Below are 21,628 nucleotides of genomic sequence, written 5' to 3'. Positions count from 1 at the left end.
CCCGCCGCACACCCACCCTCCCCGCACCGCTCCATGTCATACCCAAAGCATACCACCCACCCTCCACGCAACTCGCACAGTCGAAAACATCGCAACACCCAAAACTATTGATCTACAACATATTACGTACCTTACAATCTCATATTTGTGCACAACACTTGTAAATAGTTATTACACAATTGGTTACTCAAACATATTGCAAGTCAACAACTTTCAAATGTCCTCCAAAACGGGCGAAACGGACACCCACGCGCCCCCGGCACCGGCCCCTCCCCGACACCTCTCCGGCACTCCGCCCCCACAGGTCGCCGGCGACCCCGCATCACAAACCGGGGACATGCCATCACACCAGGTCACAACCCCATCACACCTCTCACACAGGCGCGGCCCGCACCCCGGAAACCGGATGCGGGCCGCGGCTTGCGGGGTGCGGGGTGCGGCGGTCCACGTCACGGAGTCCAGCCAGGGCCGATCCTCCCGGCCCTCCACATACACCCCACCCGGCGGACCATCGAGCCACGCTCAGTCCGGGGTGAAGAACAGGTCCATCCCGATCACGAACCACGCCGCCAACGCGGCGATCGGCACAAACGGAACGGCGAACTGCCGGGCAGCGCGCCACGGAACCGTCACCAGCACCGCCGGTCCCGCCCAGCTCACCCAATACCCGACCGGCGGCGGATCCAGCCCGAACGACGTGAACGACCCGTGCGGATACACCCGAGGTCGCGGAACCTCGAAAAAGTGCTGCCACAAGATCACCGCCGGCACATAGCAAAAGAACCCCACCAGCAGACCCGCGCACACCCCCAGCGAAATCCGCCAACCCCTCGCCGAGCCCACGGGTGTCACCTCGTCCACACCACCCATCATCAGCCTCACCGACGACCGATCACCCAGGGACGTGTCATCTCCCCAGGTCAAAGCGCTCACCCAGGCCGCCGTTCTTGCCGTCCATCCACGCGATCACATCGAACACCCGCAGCGCCGAGACCTCCTCCGGAAGGCCGGCCTCCTCCCGAATCGACAAGCAACCGGCGGTGCAACGCCCCGCCGTCGGCCCGCAGCGCCTCCCAGACCGGGTTCAGATGCGAGGACTATCAGGCCGAAGTTCGGCCCCCTGTTCAAAGGCCGGACGACCTCCGCTGGAAATGCGGCTGTGTATCATCCGACCTGAGATCCATAGGGAGTCCGCCGCGACGCGCAATCCTCTCGACTTCCTTCACTCGCGACTTCTCCTGCTTCAGGGTCTCGATGACATACGACGCCATGACTGCCGACCAGCCGAGCGCCATCGCCAGGTCCGTCGGCAACTCCGTCGATCCCTTGGGTCTCAGTCTGAAGTTGTCGGTCGCAGCATCCCATTCCAGGTGGCGAGCCAGCGTGGATGCTGACGGGTGTACTGCGCCAGACAACGACCTGTACACCGTGTAGATCTTCTTAGTCTTGCCGTCGAATCTGTCGCAAAGGGATTGCATGTTGGGAAAATTCCCTCCGTCGCGCGAAGGATCATCCGCACCGGCGAGAAGATCGTCCGGGATCTTCGCATACTGCGCAAAGTCCTTGACAAACGCGGCGCTGCTCCGCCGGGTCGCGGCCACGAATGCGCGTTCACCCTGATCCGTGAGCAGGACCCATTGAGCGACCAGTGCGTGCTCGAACGCAACCCGCACGTTGGCGACGGCCGGATACACCAGGCCAGTCCTGATGAGCGTCAGGCAGGCCTCGACCTGGTTCAGTGCATGCCGTGCGATCGGATAGCACACGCGGAAGCAGTGGTTGTCCTCTTCTGCGACCAGGACTCTCGCCGGAGGAGTCTCGAATAGCTGTAGACATTCCTCGGCCGCAGCCATCCACCGTGATTCCTCCGGAATGAGCTTCACATCAAGGGAGACCATGGAGCCCATTGTGACGATTGACGGTCACCAGGTTGAGAACCGGCCCCGGGGGCCACTCGGAATTGCTATCCCCACCGCTTGTACTTCGAGACTACTTCGCGATGACGCAGGAGCGTCTCCTCAAGATTCTTGAGGTCCCCGAGGAGGCCGGTCCACGGCCAGTCTCTCGCCCCCTTAGCTGCGCTCTTGCGGAACTCTTGTTCTGCCGTCAGGCTGCCATCGGCTTTCCATTCTCGCTCCCCAACGTACTCACCGCTCATAGCCCTGTAGGCGCCTTCAGCTTTGGTCGCTTCTTGAACGAGGCCGACTCTGTACTCATATCCGTGAACAGCTGACGCATAACCTTGGTAGTCCGGAAAGAACTCTTGCAGCACCTCTCGAAGGTCTTCTTTCAGCATGTGGCTGCCCGGAAAATTCCAACGAGTTCCCCCGAACCGTGGGAGAGCGTTGACGACTTCGCCATCCAATCGAGCATTCACATGAAGTGCGTGGACGGCCGGGACCGACAGGTCGTTCCGATATGGATCACGCATCTCAACCTCCAGCAGCAGACGAATCAAGTCTGCGTCTCGGTTTCTCGCGACAGAAACCACACCCATCGCTTGGAGCGCCAACAGCGCTGGGTAGAAGCGGGCATCCCGCAGATGTTGGTTGAACGAGCCGTTAGGAATTGGTGCATTCCCCGCGGATAGGAGTCGTTGCAGGACTTCGCACCACAGTCCTGAGTGCTCACCTTCATGGTCGTGCCACACTCCGGTTGTGAGCAACCGCAGCAACGGAATCGACGACCGCAAGAATGCTGTATAAGTCTCGTCAACGAGTTCCCAAGTGCAGTTCGGATCACTGATAGGTTGGTCCCCGATCTCACGAACGACTCGGTCAGTTGCGTCCATCAGAAGGTCATAAAGATCGATCCGGTGAACGGGGTCCGGGAGGTACCTCTTGAGTCGAGCAATCGCCATCGCAGTAGTCAGTGGAGGTTCAGCGAGCCTTTCCAGCGCCTCGATGCTGGTCTCGAGGTTCGTGAAGAGTTCGTCTGCGTCGGCCGCCTCGACAACGTGGCCGGCCCGCAAGCTCAATAACCGCCCTGAGGTTGTGCCCTTGCTTGATCTGCGGTCCCAGTAGAGCGGGTAGCGCCGCGACTGCGCACGGTCGAAGGCAGCGACGAGGGCCGTGTCCCAATCGGCGGACCACCCTGAGATGAGCAGTCCATACTGGTCGAAGACCTGGTCAAGTAGGTTGTTCCACTCGGCGGGGTATTGCTCCAGCTCCTCTGGGGTGTTGCGTGTTTCCAGATCCGCGTAATCGCCGTGCAGTTTGATCACCGTCGCTCTCGCGTGGGCGAGGGGCGCCATCCCCTTCACCGCCTCGGGCCGGGAAATCACCTGAGGCGCGATCCCTTCTGCTTCGAGTGCTTGCTCGGTAAGTCGATCGAAGTTGGTTGTGAGGATGACCCGAACCGTTCCCCGCTTCACGAGCCGCGCGAGGGCTTCGTGTGCGGCGCTGGGAATCCTGGTCCCGTCGGTGCCTGAGGGTTCGAAGTATCCAGCGAGGAGACCCTGTCTGTTGGCCGGCGTCGGCGCCAACGACTTTAGGAGTGACGAGTAACCGAGCTCACCGTCCGCGTTGGCGGCCCACCAAGCTTCCGGGTCCTCTTCCGCAGCACTGACCGAATCGGGTGAACCCGGATTCGAAGCAATCGCTATACGTTTGACGAGATCTTTCACCACGCCCCACCCCGTGGGGATGCCAGCGCCCGTCGAAACGCCCGAGCCGATCAGGACGGCGTACACGCCAGGCTGTGAGTACATCGAAACCGCCAGCATCACGTGCGGTGTCAGGGCGTTCGAAGGTGACGGCTGTGTCAAAGAACTCTCCAAATCTCGAAGCTACCGATTCACTATTGCAGGCGCTTGGTTTGGACAAGGGATAGGGATAACAACTCATCGCCGTCGGCAAGTCCATGCACCCACGCTGGCCATAGCTGGACCTAACAGTTCACGAAGTTTGGCACAGACGGGGTTGGCGGGCAGCTGATGTCGGGCGATGTGTGTCGGTTGTTGTCCCGACAGCTGCCACCGCGATCGCGGCCGGCTTACCTGCCTCTCGCCACGGATGGCCAGCCATCTTCGAGGAACTCGCTGACACCCTTCCACGCATCCGGCATGAAGGTCCGGCATCGCAGGCTCTGACCTCGGGAAACGACACGTCCCCTCATCTCCGAGAGAGCCGAACGAGCCCGACAGTGAAACACGCTCAGGGCGCGCCCAGCCGATGAGTCGCCTCTATGGCGCCCTCACAACACACGGCTATCGCCGGATCACTGATGATGCACGGATGAGCCGGAGGCGTCACCGCACGCGGTGCGTGTCTCCTGACCGAGATCTACCGGCTTCTTGTGATGTTGCTCCCTCACATGACACGACCGACCGGCGTGTATCCCCTACCGCACACTGCGCCGCGCCGCGTCCACGACAGCGAATACTTTGACCGCTATTTCGCGTTCTGCATCCCCGTTCGTGACGTCAAGGATGCCGACGTGCGCGCTGACCTGACGCACCAGGTGCAGGCGGGGGAATGAGCGCACGATTCGCTGACCGCGAATGCATCGGTGACGACGCCTGCCGGCGTCTCGCGCGCGGTGCCAGGTCCTGCACAACCTCGACGTCATCGTGCAGGCTCCGGGGGACAGTCCGCGGCGGCTGCGCACCTGATTACCGAGGAAATCATCTCGCCCAGTGGCAGCAACCTGGCGTATTCACGGGTGGGATGAGGTGGTCTACTACACGTTGTTCGGGGGGGCGATCTGCGCGGCGAGTGCCACCGAGGAAGCCACCAGGTTCGTCGATGACTACCGGGTGCGGTTCGGTATGTCTGCGATCGTCGATGTTCTGGCGCGACCGACGGAAGTGCCCTCGGTGGACCCGGCCCAGGTTTTGGCGGCAACTTCGGCGCTGCGTGGGGAGGTGATCAGCCTCGCGGTGCGAGCCCTGACCACCGAGATCCCGTATGAGGAATGGGCGGACACCTCTGCGCTCAACCTCGCTCGCTACCTCGACGAGGACCTGTGGGCCCGACTGCGTCGGGAGGTACAGCACTTGCTGGACTCAGGATCTGCAACCCAAGGGGCGCCGAGATCGACTTCCAGGACATTTCCCTGGCCAACCGCAAGGTGTACGCCGCGAAAGCAATCCGCCAACTGCTCGGAGAACAGGACATTCCCGACGCCAGCTGAACCATAGTCCTCCTCTCGACTCCTCGTCGATCACGGATCCTGCTGCAGTGAACCCGCGATTGCCGACGCGAACTCCCGCGTCCCATGGGAAACGCCCGATCCGTTGTCGCGCCAGACAGAACCGGTCTGGACTACGGAGGTATGTCCGACTTCGGGGAAGTCCACAGTCACGCCGATCGGCTCACTAGTGAGACCGCAACCTCGGCCGTGCAGCATCTTTCACAGGAATTCCCGGGTCGCCGAGGGTGTGACGTCATCGCAACCTATGGCGGGGATCTACGGCTCGCCCTCTGTCTCCGACGCTTCGTCGGGGTTCTGTTGGACGAAGACCATCCTGCGCCGCAATCGCAGTGGATCCTCAGGGTTCTCTCGCCGCAACTGCTCCACACGTTGCATGATTCCGTCCCAGCCATCCCTCACCTGAATCGGCGTCGCGTAATGCGCCCAAGCCACCGTCGAGAGTGACATCGACGCCTTGTAGAGCGCATCTCTCAAGAGGTCTTGGGAAGTCCAGATCATCAGAGCGCGAATATGTTCGAGCGACAGCCCGGAGATATCGAACTGGCGACCTTCGATGATCCCTTTCTCCATACCGGTGAAGTCGAGCTGTTGCCGTAGGAGCTCGTAAGCCTCGACGATCGATTCCGTTGTCTTTACCAGAACTGCATGGGCGTTCATAGCCGTGTCAGCGAGAGTCTTGGTCGCATGCTTTAGGTCATCCTCGACATCACCACGCCCCAGGAGGGCATCGAGCGAGATGTCGAACAGAGCGGCCAGCTCCGCTGCCTCGTCCAACTTGATCGCGCGTGTTCCCGCCTCGATCTTCGCGATGGTCGTCGGATGTGCGGTGAGACCGCGCTCGGCAAGGCGCTTGGCGAGATCTTCCTGAGACCAGCGTCTTGCCATCCTTTCCGCCTTGATTCGCTTGCGGAAATAGCTCTCGGCACGATCATCCCTTCCCATATTGGGAATATACCCGTTTAAGGTTGCCGTGGGGCGAATAGTCTGTTGAACTGTACATATACCAAATTGGGTGCAACAACATATTGGGAAGGAATTGCCGCCCGTGTTTCAACCTCGGCCACAGCCCGCCAGCCCCAAGGGCGCCTCGGATCGCTCCATGGCTACCCGACAAGAGAAGGTGCGGTCGAGCAATGTCACCAGATAAGCGATCCCGCCGCGCCCGCACACCGAAGAAGACTCGCGACGACCTCCCCGCCCAGAGCCGCCCGTCCTCCGACGACCCCCATGAGATCGTGTACTTCCGCCGCTACATCGGAGCCGATTCGGCGCCAGGCCGCGAGTACCTCCAAGGACTCCCTACCAAGGTTCGCGCGACCATGAGTGCATGTTTGATCGCCGTCGCGAAAACACCCCCTAAGCGGTTCGCCGGCGGCGGGTATTGGGAGGCCATGCACGGCAGCATGACCGGCTGGTTCGAGGTTCGAGTCGACGGTCCTGGACGCACGCATCACCGGCTATTCTGTCGACTCGATTACGACGCCGAGGGGTACGACAAGCCACTGCTTGTGGTCATCACGGGGATGAGCAAGCCGTTCCGAACCACATTCTCAGAAGACGATTATGCTGCCGTACGCGAACTAGGTGACGAGTATTTCGCCAAGAATCCCCGCTCACTCAACTAACACGTGGCCGCGTCGAACACATCGATGGCAGCGCGCAGCTCGGCCTGATCTTGCACCTCACCGTCGACGAGAGCCTTGGACAAGGCGGAACCCTGCCGGTCATTCAGGGGTTCCAGAGTCAACCGGAAGCCCACTGCAGCAGCCAACTCCGAGACCGTACCCAACGTCGGGTTGGACGAAGAGGCACTCAGCAGCCGACGAACTGCTGCAGGTTCGACAGAGACCGCCCTTGCCAGGGCCGCCTTACTCAAATGGGCAGCTTCGCGTGCATCGTCGATCCCATTGATGATGGAATCAACGGTCTTGATCCTGATGGACTCCAGCAGAAACGCGCGCAGAAACTCCGGATCTTCAAGATCCTCGGCAAGATCGTCCCAAAAGACGCTGTGGCTATCCATACCGGCCCCTCTCAACTAAACGTAACATACATGATACGCACCGACGTGGGGTGACGCTACGCCCGTTTTACCCGCGCGACAACCGCGTGACGGCTCCCAGGACTTTGGAGGCGTGTTCAGCGGCCAGTAACCGCTGCTCGCGGGCGTATACCTCAAGCAGGAAAGGGAGCCTCCCCAGCGCGAGACACGGCCCAACTGCGCCTCGCAGGGCATCGGCCCTACCGTGGGCCACGTGAGCGCAATCCCGGTGGCCATCGACGTGACCGATCCCGGCGCCGAGGGAATCATCCGCCTTCTGACGTACGCGGTGGGATCGGCAGATCTAGACCGCCTCGACGTGGCGCTGCTGCCCTACCGTAACCGGATCCGCGGTCCTCGCCGTCGCCCAATCCCCGCAGAAGCCGATCGGTGTGCAACCCGGTGGCAGATGCTGGGATCGAACCATGCCGACTCGTCGCCACCCACGCGCGTCGAGGACCCCGGACAAGGTGGAGACGTCGAGCGTCGTCAACGCGGCGGCGGCCCCGGAGCAGCAGTCTGACCTCATAGCGTGTCACCGCCCCGGCCCTCGAGAGCAAGCTCGGGGTGTCAGCGCATCGCAGGCTCCGCCTACCGCATCCCCATCCGACTCAGCGACGACGAATACACCCGCGCCCACGCCGCCGCCCGCACAGCCGGCCAGAACCTCGAAACCTGGATCCACGACCGCATCACCGAGCTCCATCCCGATCCCTAGTAGGGGCCTCCATCCACCGTGCATCACTCCATCACCGTCACGGTCATGACATCCACCCAGGACCGGACGCAACTCGAGCCACTCGTGATCGCCCCCCACCCGCACCCTGAGCCGCGGACAACTCGAGCGCCCGCTCATGGCTGTCGACATCGATCACCATCCAACCTGCGATCACTGGGGCGTTTGCGGGCGATCAGCTTCGTCGCCCTTCATCCCGCCCAATCCCAGCAGCTCCCGAAGGGCAGGTCACAGGCGGGCCGCCCCGGGGCCAGCGACTCCGGTTCGACGCACCAGGTCCCGATCCGGGCCACTGCCGTCAGAAGCGCGTCAGCGTCTCCGACTCGGCGTGCAGGATCGCCCGCGCCGCCCTCGGTGGGACCTGCACGGACTCAGGAACGTCACCGCGACCAGATCCTCCGCGGTGGACCGGAACGCCTCCTGCACACTCTTTGTCGCCCACGTGCCGACGCTCAACCCGTCGTAATCCACTCCCGCCAGTGGAAATGCCTTTCTACCGGACTCCAGATGCCTCCCACAGCCAGAGATCTGGAGATCGGCGTATGGGAGGCAACCTTCAGGTCGGTGCATGTGCCCGCTCGAAACACATATATTCCGCAGGGCATTTGCCGGATCGCCGGGAATGTATCCTTTATCTGCTGCCGCCCATTCGAGGGCCGAGTTACTAAGGGGTTATTGCATGTCTCCGCGTTACGAATCAGCCGAAGTGGCGGCTGCGTTAGGGGTACCCACGGTGTCGTTCCTCGGCGCAGGGGCGTTCGGAGACACCTGGAAGGTTGGCGACCATGCAGTGAAGATCATCTGCAAGGACGGATACCCACCTGAACGTATCGCCCGCGAGGTCAGCGGACTCTCCCGCGTCGACAGCCCCCATGTTGTGAAACTGGTGCAGGCCGGTGCTGTGTCCTTGGGCGGACAGCCTCGCCCCGCATTGACCTTCGAGTACATCCCGGGCGGTGACCTCCAACAGAAGCTGGACGCCCGGAGTCGGCCGACAAGCATGGAGGCCTTGGGTTTGCTTCAGGGGCTTCTTACTGGTCTGCGAGACCTCCATGGCGCCGACGGCACAGTCCACCGAGACATCAAGCCGCAGAACATTGCCCTGCGCGATGGCAGGTGGGATCTTCCCGTGATCTTGGACCTCGGGCTGGCGAAGTCCACGACCGAGAAGACCGTCACGATCTACCCCGGGCATATCGGGACCGCCCCATACATGGCACCTGAGCAGCTCGAAGCCCGCCGGGCCAGAAAGGCCGCAGACCTCTTCGCCGTCGGGGTGACCGTGCGGGCGGCGATCACCGGCGAGCATCCGTTCTACGAAGCAGGCCAGCACTACACCTACGACGAGGCGCTCAAACAGATTGACCTCGGACCCACCCCGTTACCGGAAACCATTCCTTCAAATATTCACAACGTTCTCGACCTACTGGTACGCCCGGCCGAATTCGAACGCGGCAGCGCAACGAGCAACCTTCGCAGATTGGCGGCAGCTGAATGACCGATCCATGGAACACCGACGACGCCGACTCGGCCGACTGGACCGACCTCGATGACGAAGTCTCAGACTATGTTTCGCCGGATATCGACGCGCACTTCACGCAGGACGTCGGTCCGCGGGTCGTCGCCGAACTTCCCGGAGGGGACGGGTCTCTGGTGCTGAGCGGACCCGGCGCCGGAACGGCAGTCCTTCCCCGCACGACTGACACTGGCACAGGTTCGCCGCAGACGGTGCCGGGGATAGCCACCCGGGACCAGGCTCTGCGCGGTACCCGGCCTCTGATGATCGTTCACTGTCCCCACCAGAATCGTGGCAGTATCCCCCGCCTGTTGGCCTCCGTCCTCGCCGCCACCAGCGGGGCAGTCAGCGTTGGGGCGAGCGTACGGCTGCCCGCTGGATCAGCGACCGCTCACACTGACTGGCTGGACAGTTGCGCCGCCGCATCGGTTCGTCTCGCCGATCCCCTCTGCTATTTGCTCGACCCCACGATCGTCCGAGTACCCGAGGTCTCCTCACTCGCCAAGCGGCGATCTCCTTATCTCGCCGGCGGGCCGTTGAACATCGGCGATGTGCTCGACGCCCAACGCACCGCGGGCGCGAATCTGCTGCTGTCGTCCGGTCGGGCGCTCGACCCCACCTCGGCGCAGAAGTCCCTCGACACTGCCTTCGAGGAGGCCGACGACGCCCTCTCTGCACTCGGCCCGGGTGAGCGACTGGCACTGAACCTGACGCTGCCCGCCCAATGGCTGAGCAACCGTTCGCTGCGTAACGTCCTCTTCGCACAACTCGTCGACCAGGAACAATTCGATCTCTGGCACATTCGAGTCCAGTGGCCGGCGACCTTGCGGGCGCTCCACCAACCGCTGGATCACGATCTTCTCGACGGCTACAAGCGTCTCTCCCAACTGGCTTCCGACGAGGAACGGGCTCTACTGCTTCCCCAGAGCGGCTTGACAGGGTGGCTGCAGATTGGCTTCGGTGCGGCGGGATTCGGGGCCGGCCCGTTCGGATCAGGTCATGCTTTCAAGGAAGACAGCCAAGGCGGCGGTGGTGGCAACCCACCGATCCCCCGCTACTTCGAGCCGACACTGCTGCACCCGGTTGAGCGCAATGTGCACGACGTGCTCAGCGCCCGACCCGGATACGTCACGTGCGACTGCCCGTACTGCCCAGCCCTACTGTCCGGTGGCGAGTGGGACCACGGGTTGGCTCGCCTTCACCACCTGCACTGGATGGGCCGTCTCGCCGGTGTCGCCACCGCAACCGGACGATCGCAAGCGGCCGCGGTACGGCGCACGGTTCGAGATGCGATGGGCGCGGCCGCTGATCAGCCGTTGGTCGGTATCAGTGTGCCCCAACACCTATCAGTCTGGGATCGGCTCCTGTAGTAGCGACGAGGGTTTGCCCGAACACACGCGGCAGTTCTCCCGAGACACGGCCTGCCTGATGGAGCGCGGCTGCGCGCTCGACGAGGAGTTCTCGGTGGACCGGCCGCGTGTGGGGGGCAGCCGGTCTGATCATCGGGGACACCGTGCCATCGATCGCCACCGCAGCGAGTCCGACACCATACGTCGTGAACCATTGGTGATTGTTCGCCGCGGTGCGCACGCTCGACGCGTCCATGGCCACCCATGCCGCATCCGCGACCGAAGTGTGCCTGGAAGCCTGGGCAATGGCTCCTCGCCAGTCGCGTAGCTTAGCCTCGATCGTCACGACCTTCCGGGCAAGCGAACGGAACCGGTACGTCGGCCGCCAGTCCTTGCCATCCGTCTCCAGGTGGCCTCCATCGACCAGCCGCGGAAGGACGGATCTCTTTAGGTGTATGGCGGTCACACCGGCGGCCGATGCCAGGCTGTCAGTGGTCCATGAAGTGGTGATCGGATGTCGCGCGTGCGCGGTCGCGGCTAGCACGCGCACGTCGACCAACTCGGTCAAAGGATGTCTGCCGCCGCGGTCACCGAGCGCCTTCTTGTCGAACTGCACAAGGACGATGTCCGGGACTCCCGCGGTACACGGAACCTCGAACAAGGCCGTGCAGCCCTTGCTGAAGACCGCTTTGGCTCGGGCCAATGGCATGAGCATGTCGGCCTCCGCCCGGAACCGGGCCGGTCGCTCCGTCGCCAACACAGTCATGCGATCCACCCTAGCCGCAACGATTTCGCGGTGGTCGGAGAGATGCAAAAGTCGATCCCGGCATGGGGATGGGCGCGTAGACGGGGTGACGACGGCGGCGGGGAGGCCGCCGTCGTCACCCAAGGATTCGTTCCGCTCAGATGTACATCCGGGCGGCTCGCAGTACACGCTCGGCCTCGGGGTCCATGTTGTCCGCGGGCCGGCTGCTGCCGACTGTGCCGAGGCTGAAGAGTTGGTTGATGATCTTTTGAGCCAGTTTCGCGCTGCGACCCCACTGCGCACGGTTTCTGACCTCGACGTCGGCCGGTGGCCCGTCGAGCTCATCTTGCTTGTCCCACGGGAGGTCCACATCCAGAATCATCATGCGATTGCTGTCCAACGATTCGACTGCGTCGGTCAGCTCGTTTCGCCACTTCTCCCACGTCGTCGCCGGGAAACGCGGCTCTCCAGTGTCGTAGCGCACCGACATCCGCTCCTGGCGTGCAATGATCCGGTCGCTTTCACGGAGTAGAACGATGAACGGCAGTTGGTCGCGGAACTCGCTCGCTGCCAGCTCGACCAGTGAGTGCCGTTCCGGGAATTCGCCGGTCACCTCGCGGCCGGCGTGGTGGATGAAGGTGTGATCTGGTGGGGACAGAAGGTATCTGTTCAGTCCGTCATTGCGCACCTTGTTCATCGACTCGATGAACAGGTCGCGGTCGCCGTCCTTCACAGGAGTCGCGACTCGGCCGATCGAGGAGGTGTTCTGGACGCCCCAGCCCAGCGCGCGGGCGGCGACGGCCGTGACATTCTCACGCCAAGCGGTTTGCGTCAGCGCGACGACCGCGACCGACTTCACTCCGAGTCGCGGGAGCGGCACCGCTGATTGGGCTGGTGGCCGGTCAGCAGTGAAGCCGGGAATAGAGAGGTAAACGACCTGACTGTCGTCGACAGGGATAGGCGGCTTCGGACGCGGACGGACATGATCGGCGAGAAACACTGCACGGTCTCGGATGATCTCCCCGAACTCGAGAAGAAGGGCCGATCGGACGGTCTCTCCAGGTGGAATCAGGTCCGGTCGGACAGGAGTGACCGCGAGCCTGGTTCCGGTCAGAACCTCGGCGTCAGCGCTCGGGCCCGACCGGTTCGGAAGAATCCCGACCGCCCATCGTCCGGACGCGGTGATGTCCGCGGCCAACCCCAAGTGATCAACGGCTCCGGAACGGCGGACCTTCAGCTCATCCTCGAGTTGCACGACCTGCATTTTTAGGTTCTTCCATTCGGTGACGGTGGAATGTGCGTCCGGCAAATCAGGAAGAAGTGCCCTGAGCAGGGCGTCCGGGTCGATCTTCAACGCCTCAACGAAGTGCGCTATCTCGTTGACCGGAAGCCCACCGGACTTCAGCCGGCGCTTGACGGTCTCGTAGTCATATCGACCGCCGAGCCGCTCTGCGAGCTGACGAGAACTCAACTGGAGCTCCTTCAACTTCTCGTTATAGAGAGTCCTCAGATCGTTTTCCATTACCCCCTCATCTCTCCCGACCCCAACACACTGACACCACCAGCGGCCCGCGGCAAGATTAAGAACTGTCGCGCAGAAGACAACTTTTTACTGCCTGGGCGCGACAACATATTCCGGTCATGCCGCGACATTCATTGTCCTATTCGCGCACTTGAGTACTCCGTAACGTTTCTCTCACAGAGGGATACGGCAACAAGCCAGCCCCCCGAACCGAGGGAATGGTGACCAGATGGGATGGAAGGACAAAGCGAAGGCCGCCGGCACCGCAGCTGGGATCGTGGTGAACATGGCCACCGCTCCGGTGCAGAACACCGGCAACATCGCCGACTCGAAACGTGAGGGCAAGGCGATGATGCGCGACCGCGCCAACAATGACGCGTCGAGGATGCGTGGGGAGACCCGCGCGAAGGGCGTCCGTAACGGCGGGAGCGGCAACAAGTAACCAGGCGAGCAGAGACCGGTGTTCGGGTCGAGGCTCCTCGCCCCGAACACCGATCTCTCCAGCGGAAGGACGCACACGATGAGCAGTAACCGCAAGATCTCCGCAATCACGGGCCTGGTTCACGCGCAGTCCCGCCAGCTCGAAGCGGAAACCGGAAAGGCGCGGATCGAACTCGACACTCGCCGATTCGATGATGCAGTTGCTCAACGAGATCGGTACCTGCCGATCATCGAGCAGGTGCGTGAGCGACACGCCGCGCGGGTCTTCGACTATCAGCGAGTCTTGCAGGCCGAGAAGCAGTTCACGTTCGAGTCCCGACCGAGAGGAACAGGCACATGAGCAGACCGAATCTCCCTGAGCGGGCGTCCTCGACGAGCCCGGCGGGGTACGACCGACCTCGTCCTGCCCTGCCGTTCACCGCGGCAGGACGGCTGGAGCGGGCGACGACGCACCGGGCGAACGAGATCGCAGCAAACACATTTCTCGATGCGCAGAAGGCGGAGGGTCGAGCGGTCGTCGGAGTCGTCAAGGTCCGCGGCGCGTTCGCGGTGGAGAAGGAGGGACTACTCGGTGCCGCCCACCTCGCCGAGGAAGTGTCGAATGTGCTCGCACAGAGTGGCCCCCTCGCCGATCAGCTGGTTGCCGAGCTGTTTCCGGGAAGCAGCGCGAGGATCCAGCGGGTGATGAACTCGGCGAGCGAGGCCATCGAACGCGCCTAGATGGCGAGGCGGTGTGCCGCACCCTTCGTGAGGCACACCGTCCTCGCCTGACGGGCGGACTCATCCGAAACAGAAGGAGAAACCTGATGGGTGGAGACCTGGAGAGGCGCCGCCAGAACTCGGCGGACCGACGCACCAACCGCGATATCGCGCGGGTCGAGGCCGAAGTGGCCCGGGCCGTTCAGCAGGTGCGAACGCAGATCGCGAAGGAACACGCGGCCCTGGGAGCGATCGGCAGTTGCGTGCGCGCCGTCGAGGCTCTGCCCCCGTCGATTCCCCGGGCACAGCGCCGGATGGCCGAGAGAGTCGCGATCCGCACCAGTCGCCTGATCGGAAGGCTCGTCCAATGACCCACAACGACACACCCGGACGTGATTCGCGCTGCGCCTATACGAGCCGATGGATCCAACCGGCTTCGCCTCGAGATCCCGAGGACTTGGCTCGCCAGATGCGCGATCTGCACGAATCGATGAACCACTTGACCGCGACAGCCTCACCCCTCGGACAACAGATGATCGACGAGTTCCGCGCCGGCACGTATGGCCGCCTTGCTCCGATGGTCGCCGCACTCGACCCCAGCTTTACCCCGACGGAGGGGCATATCCGCGACGATGGCCTCCAGGCCGACATTCCCGATCTGCGAGTTCCCCGGGACGTAGAGGGCAAGGTCATCGAGTCAGACGGTTCCAGCGGGACACCCGACTCGGACGAGCCCAACAACGTGCGGCTGGTGATACAGCGAATCTTCCGCCGGACCCCCAGACACCGCAATAGACGGCGCGCACCATGATCGCCCCGCTCGTCATCTGGATCGTGGGCCTGATCGGCACCGGCCTGATAGCGGTCATCGGACTCATGTGGCGGTGGCGCTACGTCCTCGGCGGCGCCGGGATCGTTGGTGTCGTACTGATCGTCACGACGTTCATGCTTCCCGCTCTCGACCGAGACCGTCAGGTGGCCGCGGCTCCCGTGCGCCCGCATCTGCAACCGCTCGCGTGGGGTCAACTCGACGTTCAGCACAGAGACGACGACACCGGACAGATCAGTCCCGGCCACATCGTGTATGCCACTGTGCAGGTCACTGCCGGGGGCGAGGCGATCTCCCTGCCCTCGATCACCGCTTCGAATCCCGAATACGTGGTGTGGCTGACGGTCTCCAACATCGGGCGTCATTCGGATAGGTTGCGCGTGGCCAGCGACGCTGATGGATCCCCGATCGCCTTGGTTCCCTCGCACGATGACGAACTTGTCACCGAATTCGGCCACCCCGCGCTCCCGATTCCCGGAGCGTCCTGCGCCGCCCTCGCGCCACGGCGCACGTGTGAAGTGACATTAGTGTGGTGGTTCTACGCCCACGGCCCCGTCGCTCCCCTACTCGGACTCACCCTGGCACCGACAGACAGCGATCCCACTGCCACGGACGACCGGACCGATGTCGCGTACGCGCCTTGGCCCAAGCTTCCGCCCGACCCCGAATGCCGCGGTGAAATGGCACAATTCTGCGGCGTCGTGGACGCACAGCGATGAGTGCAATTTCGCCTCGCATCTTGGATTTACGTAGCAGGGCGCTCTGAAGCCTCAAGCGAGGAACCGCGACGAGTGGGGCCAGTTTGGAGGGACTTCCAAGTGCTTTCGCGTCCGCGGTGATCAGTACCACCGCCGCCCGACTCCTACGACATCGCCACCAAGAAGGTCCCAAAGAAAGAGATCCACACGCCCTGACTCCGCTCGCGGGCAGCCGCGGGATGCTCCGCAAGGCACGATCACCAACGGGGCCGACTCTCCTCGATGTCTGCAGTGTTGGACATGTGCATCTCCCCTGGTTCGTTTCACGGATTGTTGTGACCAGCTCGCGGGTGAGGTCGACGCCGCGGACCTACACGCCGGTGGAACCGGACAGCGCGATCACAGCGAGTCGAGAAGCGGCCTGCGTCATGTGAACTCCTTCGATGGGAACTGTCAGGGCAGCGGTGTCGGCGCAACGCCGTCCGCCGCGTTCTGGGCAACGACTATGTCGTTGTAGCGACCGTCGACATAGGGGCCGACATTCACGCGAGTGGCGATCGTGCCGGTATTGAACAGTCCGTCCGCGACGGTCTGGAACAGAACGATCGACTTGTCGTCGATCGGGTAGAACTTGCCGGTACCGACCGTGTCGTGTAGTTCGCGTCCCTGTTCAGTCGTCAAACCCTGCGTGCCGACGTAGTACTCCTCGACCCATTCGTCGGGATGTGATTCGATCCAGTTGTTCGCGGCGACGTTCCGGCCCACGAAGTCGCCGATCGCCGCCGCCTTGGCCGGATCCTCGAGAACTTCGCGTCGCACGATCAACGTGTTGATTCCGGTGTTGATTCCGGTTCCGTCTCCGAGGACGGGCGGCTCGCCCACCTTGTAGTACTGGGCACCTGCGAGCATCGCTGCATCCACCGCGCCAGAGGAGAACGTCGGCGCGACCTCCGAACCTGCCAACTCGACGGCCTCGATGTCGGTCTTCGGATTCAGCCCGGCTTTGGCCAGCAGTCCGGCCGTGACCATGTGGCGCCCGGTCCCCGGTGGGTATGCCACCTTTCGCCCCTTCAGGTCCGCGACGGTCTTGACGTCACTTCCCGGCCGTGCCACCAGGAAGTACCCGCCGCTGCTGCCCGGATTGGCTTCGAGGCCGACCGCGACGATGTCGGTGATGCCGTTCGCCACGGCGATCGGAATCGGGGCCTCACCGATCGAACCGATGTCCGCGGCGCCCGAACGCAGTGCCTCGATGACCGCCGGTCCTCCGCTGAAGTCGGCGAACTCGAGCTCGTACGGTAGGCTCTCGGCCGCGCCCGACAGCTTCAGGGGCCGCGAGCGGCTGGCATCCTGCTCGGCGACGACCAGCTTGGTTCCCTCGGGAATGTCGCCACCGCCGTTCGCGATGGTGGCCTCGGCCAGCGCCTCCTGCTCACTCGAGCCGGACAGTCCGCACCCGGAGACAACCAGACTCGCGGCCAACACGGGCAGCATGAGCCACCGGGAACGTGTGGAAGACAGCATATTCAATCCTTTTCTTGAAGCGATTCGTGGTGGGCGGGACTCGCGTCATCGTGCGTCGGGCTCGTCGCCGACGCCGAGTTCTGTCAGTAGCCGCCGACGCAGCGTTCCGAATTCGGGTGTCTCGCGAGAGCGGGGTTGCGGGATTCCGACCTCCGAGGACAGGGAGATTTCACCGTCGGTCAGCACGATCACGCGGTTGGCGAGCAGGATCGCCTCGTCCACGTCGTGGGTGACCAGCAGCACCGCAGGCCGGTGTTTGGCGACCAGTTGCTGCAGTAGGCCATGCATCTTGATGCGGGTCAGCGGCGGCGGCGAGAACGCGACCGGCTTCGATGTCGAGTTCACCAAGAGTGCCACGACAATCCACTGCTCCTCGGACACCCCCGTCCTCGACGCCGCAACCAAGGCTGGACTGAACATGCCCTCCTCCTGTGGTCAGGGCCTGTGCGGAACCTGCAAGGTCACCCTCGTCTCCGGAGAAGTCGACATGCAACACAACGGCGGCATCCGCCCCAAGGAGATCGCCCAGAACAAGATCCTCCTGTGCTGCTCGAAACCACGAACCCCCCTCGTCGTCGACGCCTGACCGCCGACCCTACGAGAACACATCACATCCCCGAAAACCACCCCCAGCGTCGAGGAGGCCAGCGATGGCGTCGAACAGAGCAGTAACCTAGGCGGATTCCACTAGTCGTGGCGAATCATCGGGTAATCGTGCAGGGGCCACCATCGTCGCACAGCCTGGTTCGGAGTGAGGTCATTCAGGCATAGCCTCGGACGGTCGTTGAGTTCGGTGGCGACCTCGTCGAGCTGGTCTTGGGTCCAGCCGCTTAGGTCAGTTCCCTTCGGGAAATACTGCCGCAGAAGTCCATTCGTGTTTTCGTTTGATCCCCGCTGCCACGGCGAGTGGGGATCGGCGAAGTAGATCTTCAGGCCGGTGGCGTCCGCGATACGCTCGTGGTGAAACATCTCGTTGCCCTGGTCCCAGGTAAGCGACCGACGCAGGGAGACGGGCATCTGCGTGAAGCGCTCGATGAGAGCATCCCCGGCGACTTGCGCGGAGTGGCCACCACGGATCGCGACCAGGATGGTCAATCGCGTCTTGCGCTCGACGAGTGTCGCGATCGCCGATCTCTGGCCGGCGCCGATGATGAGGTCGCCCTCGATATGCCCTACCCGACGACGTGATTCCACGTGGGCTGGCCGTTGCGCGATGGGCGTCATATTCGTTGACTGCTTGAGCGAACCGTCCCGGGATCGTCCGCGGCCACGGCGCCGGCGATAAGTCCGGCCGGTGCGCAAAGACCCGCCAGTCGCAGCCAAGACCAGTCCGCGGTACACCGCTTCATAGATCGTCTCAACGCACACGTGCCACGCCGTGCGGCGTGGGTAACGTCGCCGCAGCCACCGGCTGATCTGTGCCGGTGACCAGCGCTTGCCGAGCTTAGCGGCGACGAGCCGACGCAGCGTGTCATCGTGGGTGAACACACGCACTTTCGGGCGTCGTCGACGCTGGTGTGCCTGGTTGTGGGCGTACCACGGTTGGTAGCGACCATCGGATTTTCGATTGCGTGCGATCTCCTTGTACACCGACTGGAAGCTTTTGCCGATGCGTTCCGCGATCGTCTTGACCGACTCCTCACGGGCCAGCCCGTCGGCGATCTCGATACGGTCGTCTTGGCTCAAGTAACGGCTACTGATCGGACTCTCGACATAAGACATACTGCCAGCGTCGATGAACCACAGCGACCCACAGCTCAGCGACACGCCGACCGTCGCTGCCGCCTTCGATCCTGAGTGGCCTTGTCTGATCAGCTCGAAGTAGCGGCGCTTGTCTTCCTGTGGTGACTTGTTCCACGCATACCTGGGCATCGTAATCCTCTCGGGAAAGGATTCGCCTCGATCAGTGGAATCCGCCCTACGTCGGACCCGGTGAGGTCCAAGTCAATGAGATCCCGTTCCCCAAACTGGAACTGGTGAACGGACCGGGAGTTCATCCCGCCAACATCGGACGCAAGTGCGAGCACGGCGCCATCCTCAAGGTGGTCACCACCAACATCTGCGGCAGTGACCAGCACATGGTCCGCGGACGCACCACCGCCCCCGAAGGATTGGTTCTCGGCCACGAGATCACCGGCGAGATCGTCGAACTCGGCCGCGACGTCGAATTCCTTTCCGTCGGCGACGTCTGTTCGGTGCCGTTCAACATCGCCTGTGGCCGCTGCCGCAACTGCAAGATCGGGCAGACCGGTATCTGCCTCAACGTCAACCCCGATCGTCCCGGATCCGCCTACGGCTACGTCGACATGGGCGGCTGGGTCGGCGGTCAGGCCGAATATGTGATGGTCCCGTACGCGGACTTCAACCTGCTCAAGTTCCCCGACCGCGACCAGGCACTCGAGAAGATCCTCGACCTGACGATGCTCTCGGACATCTTCCCCACCGGGTACCACGGCGCCGTCACCGCCGGCGTGCGGCCCGGCTCCACCGTCTACATCGCCGGCGCCGGCCCGGTCGGTCTCGCCGCCGCGGTGGGAGCTCAGCTCCTCGGGGCGGCCGCCGTCATCGTCGCCGACATGAACCCGAGCCGACTCGAGCAGGCCCGCTCCTTCGGGTGCGAGACCGTGGACGTGTCCCAGGGCGACCCGGCTGAGCAGATCGAGCAGATCCTCGGCGTCCCCGAGGTCGACTGCGCCGTCGACGCCGTCGGATTCGAGGCCCGCGGGCACGGCGACCACGCCGGCCACGAGGCACCGGCGACCGTCCTGAACTCCCTGATGGACATCACCGCCGCCGGCGGCGGAATCGGCATTCCCGGCCTGTACGTCACCGACGACCCGGGCGGAGTTGACGACGCCGCCCGCAAGGGAGCCCTGTCGCTCAGCCTCGGCACCGGCTGGGCGAAGTCCCTCTCGTTCGCCACCGGACAGTGCCCGGTTATGAAGTACCACCGCGAACTGATGCACGCGATCCTGCGCGACCGGGCACGCATCGCCCAGGCCGTCAACGCCACCGTCATCTCCCTCGACGAGGCACCGGCCGGCTACGCCGAATTCGACAGCGGCGCCTCGAAGAAGTTCGTGATCGATCCCCACGGACTCATCTCCGCCTGAGACAGGATTCATCTGACCAACGTCGCAGCCTCTCCACACGTCGAAGGTCGACACATGCGGAGTTCTCGGTCGTCATCGAGTTGGGTCGCACCTCCGGCTCCCTCCCTGACGGGCGCTCACCCTCAATGCACGGCCAGCAGCCCACCCCGGTCGAGAAGGAGCAACTATGAATCGGTCCAAAGAACCTGATCAGAGTACCCGCGAAGACGATCTCCTTGTGCAGTTCTTCCAGCGGTGGGCTCCTTTCGGCGGTGGTTCAGATGAGGACATCATGGTTACGTTCGGCGTAACGAGGAGGGTCTACGTAGATCGTCTGCGTAGCTTGGCATGCAGCCCACGAATCCTGCGTTATCCCATCGCGGTTCGGATGCAGATCCATGACTTCTTCGGAGTGCCGTCGAGGCGACTCACCCCATGAGGTTGGCTCGCCGACGCTGCTCTCCGCTGCGTAGCGGGTCTGGAAGGTAGGTGTCAGGTCCTTCGCGGCCCAGCCGGAGTCAGGGAGGGCTGAGCCGATGTAACCGCAGGGTCGATTCCTGGCCACCGCCGTGGTCAACGATGCGGCACCGCCTCCACCCACCCGCGACTACGGTTTGTGAGCGACGTTCAGAAACGCGGCATGCTGTGAACCAAATTGTGCCATCTGTCGGAGAACTCAAATTCAGCTAGACCGATGACTGGAATCACCTGCGAGATAACAAGTTTTGTCATGAAGTCAAAACTCGGCGTAAAATCACGCCTGATCAGGCCGATGATCGCATTGACGTGATACTCCGCGATGATCAATGCCGGGTGATTCGCGGAGGCATCGCGGTCATCTAGCCCACCGCCGATCGCTTCCGCAAGCGGCTCAGCAAGCCTCTGCACCCATTCTCTGGGAACTGACTCCAACTCGAACATGTTCGGATATCGAAAGAGTTCCTCGACAAGCCGGTAAATCGTGATCACAACTCGATAGTTTGCGTCTGGATTTTCCCGCTGAACATCTTCGCGGATTCGGTGTTCCACATGTCTGACAGAGCGCAGAAGTAGCTCACTGAACACGTCGTTGATGCCGCGCTCGAAGTGATAGTAGAAGGTGGTCGAGCTGACACCAGCTTCTTTGCAGATCGAAGCTACCGTGATCGGCTGCTTCCGGCGAGACGAAGCCTGCCGCACAGCGCTTCCGAAGATCTTCATCTTGGTCCGCTGATTCTTGGTCTCAGCTGCACGCGCTCGCGCCGCCGCCGCACGGTCCTCTAACTTCGGAGTCATGCGCAAA

27 protein-coding genes and 1 pseudogene are annotated in these 21,628 nt (G+C 63.0%); 15 read left to right on the top strand and 13 right to left on the bottom strand.

The window, feature by feature from the left end; translation table 11 throughout:
* Positions 1 to 522: 522 nt before the first annotated feature.
* From ACNJ7E_RS38150 to ACNJ7E_RS38135, 4 genes are all read right to left on the bottom strand, one after another.
* A complete protein-coding gene (locus ACNJ7E_RS38150) occupies positions 523 to 933 on the bottom strand; it encodes a hypothetical protein (RefSeq protein WP_167372265.1) in 411 nt (136 codons plus the stop codon).
* Positions 908 to 1,030, bottom strand: coding sequence for a DUF6308 family protein (locus ACNJ7E_RS38145; protein ID WP_244163965.1), 123 nt, complete (start codon positions 1,028 to 1,030; stop codon positions 908 to 910). The genes ACNJ7E_RS38150 and ACNJ7E_RS38145 overlap by 26 nt, the downstream gene beginning before the upstream one ends.
* Before the next feature lie 94 nt (positions 1,031 to 1,124).
* Positions 1,125 to 1,898 (bottom strand): DUF5677 domain-containing protein, encoded by a 774-nt coding sequence (locus ACNJ7E_RS38140; protein ID WP_143051544.1) that lies wholly within the window; start codon positions 1,896 to 1,898, stop codon positions 1,125 to 1,127.
* 65 nt (positions 1,899 to 1,963) lie between these two features.
* Positions 1,964 to 3,625: an SIR2 family protein gene (locus tag ACNJ7E_RS38135; RefSeq protein ID WP_418342265.1), complete on the bottom strand. Its 1,662-nt coding sequence runs from the start codon at positions 3,623 to 3,625 to the stop codon at positions 1,964 to 1,966.
* Positions 3,626 to 4,314: 689 nt separating this feature from the next.
* Between ACNJ7E_RS38135 and ACNJ7E_RS38130 the strand changes: the two genes are divergently transcribed.
* Positions 4,315 to 4,479, top strand: coding sequence for a hypothetical protein (locus ACNJ7E_RS38130; RefSeq protein ID WP_167372267.1), 165 nt, complete (start codon positions 4,315 to 4,317; stop codon positions 4,477 to 4,479).
* A gap of 157 nt (positions 4,480 to 4,636) precedes the next feature.
* Positions 4,637 to 5,140 (top strand): hypothetical protein, encoded by a 504-nt coding sequence (locus ACNJ7E_RS38125; protein ID WP_418342264.1) that lies wholly within the window; start codon positions 4,637 to 4,639, stop codon positions 5,138 to 5,140.
* Between the two features lie 269 nt (positions 5,141 to 5,409).
* Here ACNJ7E_RS38125 and ACNJ7E_RS38120 read toward each other — a convergent pair whose 3' ends face one another.
* The gene (locus ACNJ7E_RS38120) at positions 5,410 to 6,096 is read right to left on the bottom strand and encodes a helix-turn-helix transcriptional regulator (protein WP_083396016.1); all 687 of its coding nucleotides are present in this window, start codon (positions 6,094 to 6,096) and stop codon (positions 5,410 to 5,412) included.
* Positions 6,097 to 6,287: 191 nt separating this feature from the next.
* Between ACNJ7E_RS38120 and ACNJ7E_RS38115 the strand changes: the two genes are divergently transcribed.
* The gene (locus ACNJ7E_RS38115; protein ID WP_072950768.1) at positions 6,288 to 6,779 is read left to right on the top strand and encodes a hypothetical protein; all 492 of its coding nucleotides are present in this window, start codon (positions 6,288 to 6,290) and stop codon (positions 6,777 to 6,779) included.
* On the opposite strand, the gene ACNJ7E_RS38110 is transcribed toward ACNJ7E_RS38115, so the two are convergent.
* Positions 6,776 to 7,177 carry a helix-turn-helix domain-containing protein gene (locus ACNJ7E_RS38110; protein ID WP_072950770.1) on the bottom strand — a complete coding sequence of 134 codons (402 nt, stop codon included), beginning with the start codon at positions 7,175 to 7,177 and terminating at the stop codon, positions 6,776 to 6,778. The two genes, ACNJ7E_RS38115 and ACNJ7E_RS38110, sit on opposite strands and share 4 nt — an antisense overlap.
* A gap of 232 nt (positions 7,178 to 7,409) precedes the next feature.
* On the opposite strand from ACNJ7E_RS38110, the gene ACNJ7E_RS38105 reads away from it, so the two are divergent.
* On the top strand, positions 7,410 to 7,718 hold the full coding sequence (locus ACNJ7E_RS38105) for a hypothetical protein (protein WP_174705587.1): 309 nt from the start codon (positions 7,410 to 7,412) through the stop codon (positions 7,716 to 7,718).
* 9 nt (positions 7,719 to 7,727) lie between these two features.
* Entirely contained in the window at positions 7,728 to 7,913 is a 186-nt protein-coding gene (locus ACNJ7E_RS38100) for a hypothetical protein (protein WP_072950772.1), read from the top strand.
* Positions 7,914 to 7,970: 57 nt separating this feature from the next.
* On the opposite strand, the pseudogene ACNJ7E_RS44045 reads toward ACNJ7E_RS38100, so the two are convergent.
* Positions 7,971 to 8,088 (bottom strand): annotated as a pseudogene (locus ACNJ7E_RS44045) (YciI family protein); the annotation flags it as partial.
* A gap of 522 nt (positions 8,089 to 8,610) precedes the next feature.
* Between ACNJ7E_RS44045 and ACNJ7E_RS38095 the strand changes: the two are divergent.
* Together ACNJ7E_RS38095 and ACNJ7E_RS38090 are read left to right on the top strand one after the other, a co-directional pair.
* The gene (locus tag ACNJ7E_RS38095) at positions 8,611 to 9,429 is read left to right on the top strand and encodes a protein kinase domain-containing protein (RefSeq protein WP_418342263.1); all 819 of its coding nucleotides are present in this window, start codon (positions 8,611 to 8,613) and stop codon (positions 9,427 to 9,429) included.
* On the top strand, positions 9,426 to 10,817 hold the full coding sequence (locus ACNJ7E_RS38090; RefSeq protein ID WP_072950776.1) for a hypothetical protein: 1,392 nt from the start codon (positions 9,426 to 9,428) through the stop codon (positions 10,815 to 10,817). Before ACNJ7E_RS38095 ends, ACNJ7E_RS38090 begins: the two co-directional genes overlap by 4 nt.
* Here the strand turns inward: ACNJ7E_RS38090 and ACNJ7E_RS38085 are convergent.
* Together ACNJ7E_RS38085 and ACNJ7E_RS38080 are read right to left on the bottom strand one after the other, a co-directional pair.
* Positions 10,774 to 11,562, bottom strand: a complete 789-nt coding sequence (locus ACNJ7E_RS38085) for a hypothetical protein (RefSeq protein ID WP_072950778.1) — start codon at positions 11,560 to 11,562, stop codon at positions 10,774 to 10,776. The genes ACNJ7E_RS38090 and ACNJ7E_RS38085 overlap by 44 nt on opposite strands.
* A gap of 136 nt (positions 11,563 to 11,698) precedes the next feature.
* Positions 11,699 to 13,063 carry a hypothetical protein gene (locus ACNJ7E_RS38080; RefSeq protein ID WP_072950780.1) on the bottom strand — a complete coding sequence of 455 codons (1,365 nt, stop codon included), beginning with the start codon at positions 13,061 to 13,063 and terminating at the stop codon, positions 11,699 to 11,701.
* A gap of 229 nt (positions 13,064 to 13,292) precedes the next feature.
* Between ACNJ7E_RS38080 and ACNJ7E_RS38075 the strand changes: the two genes are divergently transcribed.
* From ACNJ7E_RS38075 to ACNJ7E_RS38050, 6 genes are all read left to right on the top strand, one after another.
* Positions 13,293 to 13,505, top strand: a complete 213-nt coding sequence (locus tag ACNJ7E_RS38075; RefSeq protein WP_072950783.1) for a hypothetical protein — start codon at positions 13,293 to 13,295, stop codon at positions 13,503 to 13,505.
* Positions 13,506 to 13,583: 78 nt separating this feature from the next.
* Positions 13,584 to 13,844 (top strand): hypothetical protein, encoded by a 261-nt coding sequence (locus tag ACNJ7E_RS38070; RefSeq protein WP_143051546.1) that lies wholly within the window; start codon positions 13,584 to 13,586, stop codon positions 13,842 to 13,844.
* Positions 13,841 to 14,224 (top strand): hypothetical protein, encoded by a 384-nt coding sequence (locus ACNJ7E_RS38065; RefSeq protein WP_072950789.1) that lies wholly within the window; start codon positions 13,841 to 13,843, stop codon positions 14,222 to 14,224. The genes ACNJ7E_RS38070 and ACNJ7E_RS38065 overlap by 4 nt, the downstream gene beginning before the upstream one ends.
* A gap of 86 nt (positions 14,225 to 14,310) precedes the next feature.
* A complete protein-coding gene (locus ACNJ7E_RS38060; RefSeq protein WP_072950792.1) occupies positions 14,311 to 14,574 on the top strand; it encodes a hypothetical protein in 264 nt (87 codons plus the stop codon).
* Positions 14,571 to 15,014 carry a hypothetical protein gene (locus ACNJ7E_RS38055; protein ID WP_418342262.1) on the top strand — a complete coding sequence of 148 codons (444 nt, stop codon included), beginning with the start codon at positions 14,571 to 14,573 and terminating at the stop codon, positions 15,012 to 15,014. Before ACNJ7E_RS38060 ends, ACNJ7E_RS38055 begins: the two co-directional genes overlap by 4 nt.
* Positions 15,011 to 15,751 carry a hypothetical protein gene (locus tag ACNJ7E_RS38050; protein WP_418342261.1) on the top strand — a complete coding sequence of 247 codons (741 nt, stop codon included), beginning with the start codon at positions 15,011 to 15,013 and terminating at the stop codon, positions 15,749 to 15,751. The genes ACNJ7E_RS38055 and ACNJ7E_RS38050 overlap by 4 nt, the downstream gene beginning before the upstream one ends.
* Before the next feature lie 432 nt (positions 15,752 to 16,183).
* Here ACNJ7E_RS38050 and ACNJ7E_RS38045 read toward each other — a convergent pair whose 3' ends face one another.
* A complete protein-coding gene (locus ACNJ7E_RS38045; protein ID WP_244163966.1) occupies positions 16,184 to 17,254 on the bottom strand; it encodes a PhnD/SsuA/transferrin family substrate-binding protein in 1,071 nt (356 codons plus the stop codon).
* A gap of 45 nt (positions 17,255 to 17,299) precedes the next feature.
* Entirely contained in the window at positions 17,300 to 17,674 is a 375-nt protein-coding gene (locus ACNJ7E_RS38040) for a hypothetical protein (protein ID WP_174705586.1), read from the bottom strand.
* Between ACNJ7E_RS38040 and ACNJ7E_RS38035 the strand changes: the two genes are divergently transcribed.
* Complete coding sequence (locus ACNJ7E_RS38035) at positions 17,616 to 17,840, top strand: 2Fe-2S iron-sulfur cluster-binding protein (protein WP_341866532.1); 225 nt, start codon at positions 17,616 to 17,618, stop codon at positions 17,838 to 17,840. The genes ACNJ7E_RS38040 and ACNJ7E_RS38035 overlap by 59 nt on opposite strands.
* 101 nt (positions 17,841 to 17,941) lie before the next feature.
* Here ACNJ7E_RS38035 and ACNJ7E_RS38030 read toward each other — a convergent pair whose 3' ends face one another.
* Positions 17,942 to 19,126, bottom strand: a complete 1,185-nt coding sequence (locus ACNJ7E_RS38030; RefSeq protein WP_418342260.1) for an IS30 family transposase — start codon at positions 19,124 to 19,126, stop codon at positions 17,942 to 17,944.
* Between the two features lie 20 nt (positions 19,127 to 19,146).
* Here ACNJ7E_RS38030 and fdhA point away from each other — a divergent pair, with 20 nt between their 5' ends.
* Positions 19,147 to 20,367 (top strand): formaldehyde dehydrogenase, glutathione-independent, encoded by a 1,221-nt coding sequence (fdhA, locus tag ACNJ7E_RS38025; protein ID WP_418342267.1) that lies wholly within the window; start codon positions 19,147 to 19,149, stop codon positions 20,365 to 20,367.
* A 606-nt stretch (positions 20,368 to 20,973) separates the two neighbouring features.
* Here the strand turns inward: fdhA and ACNJ7E_RS38020 are convergent.
* Positions 20,974 to 21,621 carry a TetR/AcrR family transcriptional regulator gene (locus ACNJ7E_RS38020; protein WP_074933998.1) on the bottom strand — a complete coding sequence of 216 codons (648 nt, stop codon included), beginning with the start codon at positions 21,619 to 21,621 and terminating at the stop codon, positions 20,974 to 20,976.
* Positions 21,622 to 21,628: the final 7 nt, after the last annotated feature.

The sequence above is a fragment of the Rhodococcus mengyinensis genome, from assembly GCF_048381435.1.
Classification (GTDB): Bacteria; Actinomycetota; Actinomycetes; order Mycobacteriales; family Mycobacteriaceae; genus Rhodococcus_F; species Rhodococcus_F opacus_D.
The sequence above is the reverse complement of the archived record's forward strand: the minus strand, read 5'-3'. Positions and strand labels throughout refer to the sequence as shown.

Coding starts and splice junctions, on each gene's coding strand:
- ACNJ7E_RS38140 (WP_143051544.1), bottom strand. CDS start 1,898: ATGGTCTCCCTTGATGTGAAGCTCATTCCGGAGGAATCACGGTGGATG.
- ACNJ7E_RS38130 (WP_167372267.1), top strand. CDS start 4,315: ATGACACGACCGACCGGCGTGTATCCCCTACCGCACACTGCGCCGCGC.
- ACNJ7E_RS38120 (WP_083396016.1), bottom strand. CDS start 6,096: ATGGGAAGGGATGATCGTGCCGAGAGCTATTTCCGCAAGCGAATCAAG.
- ACNJ7E_RS38115 (WP_072950768.1), top strand. CDS start 6,288: ATGTCACCAGATAAGCGATCCCGCCGCGCCCGCACACCGAAGAAGACT.
- ACNJ7E_RS38110 (WP_072950770.1), bottom strand. CDS start 7,177: ATGGATAGCCACAGCGTCTTTTGGGACGATCTTGCCGAGGATCTTGAA.
- ACNJ7E_RS38095 (WP_418342263.1), top strand. CDS start 8,611: ATGTCTCCGCGTTACGAATCAGCCGAAGTGGCGGCTGCGTTAGGGGTA.
- ACNJ7E_RS38090 (WP_072950776.1), top strand. CDS start 9,426: ATGACCGATCCATGGAACACCGACGACGCCGACTCGGCCGACTGGACC.
- ACNJ7E_RS38085 (WP_072950778.1), bottom strand. CDS start 11,562: ATGACTGTGTTGGCGACGGAGCGACCGGCCCGGTTCCGGGCGGAGGCC.
- ACNJ7E_RS38080 (WP_072950780.1), bottom strand. CDS start 13,063: ATGGAAAACGATCTGAGGACTCTCTATAACGAGAAGTTGAAGGAGCTC.
- ACNJ7E_RS38075 (WP_072950783.1), top strand. CDS start 13,293: ATGGGATGGAAGGACAAAGCGAAGGCCGCCGGCACCGCAGCTGGGATC.
- ACNJ7E_RS38070 (WP_143051546.1), top strand. CDS start 13,584: ATGAGCAGTAACCGCAAGATCTCCGCAATCACGGGCCTGGTTCACGCG.
- ACNJ7E_RS38065 (WP_072950789.1), top strand. CDS start 13,841: ATGAGCAGACCGAATCTCCCTGAGCGGGCGTCCTCGACGAGCCCGGCG.
- ACNJ7E_RS38060 (WP_072950792.1), top strand. CDS start 14,311: ATGGGTGGAGACCTGGAGAGGCGCCGCCAGAACTCGGCGGACCGACGC.
- ACNJ7E_RS38055 (WP_418342262.1), top strand. CDS start 14,571: ATGACCCACAACGACACACCCGGACGTGATTCGCGCTGCGCCTATACG.
- ACNJ7E_RS38050 (WP_418342261.1), top strand. CDS start 15,011: ATGATCGCCCCGCTCGTCATCTGGATCGTGGGCCTGATCGGCACCGGC.
- ACNJ7E_RS38045 (WP_244163966.1), bottom strand. CDS start 17,254: ATGCTGTCTTCCACACGTTCCCGGTGGCTCATGCTGCCCGTGTTGGCC.
- ACNJ7E_RS38040 (WP_174705586.1), bottom strand. CDS start 17,674: ATGTTCAGTCCAGCCTTGGTTGCGGCGTCGAGGACGGGGGTGTCCGAG.
- ACNJ7E_RS38030 (WP_418342260.1), bottom strand. CDS start 19,126: ATGCCCAGGTATGCGTGGAACAAGTCACCACAGGAAGACAAGCGCCGC.
- ACNJ7E_RS38020 (WP_074933998.1), bottom strand. CDS start 21,621: ATGACTCCGAAGTTAGAGGACCGTGCGGCGGCGGCGCGAGCGCGTGCA.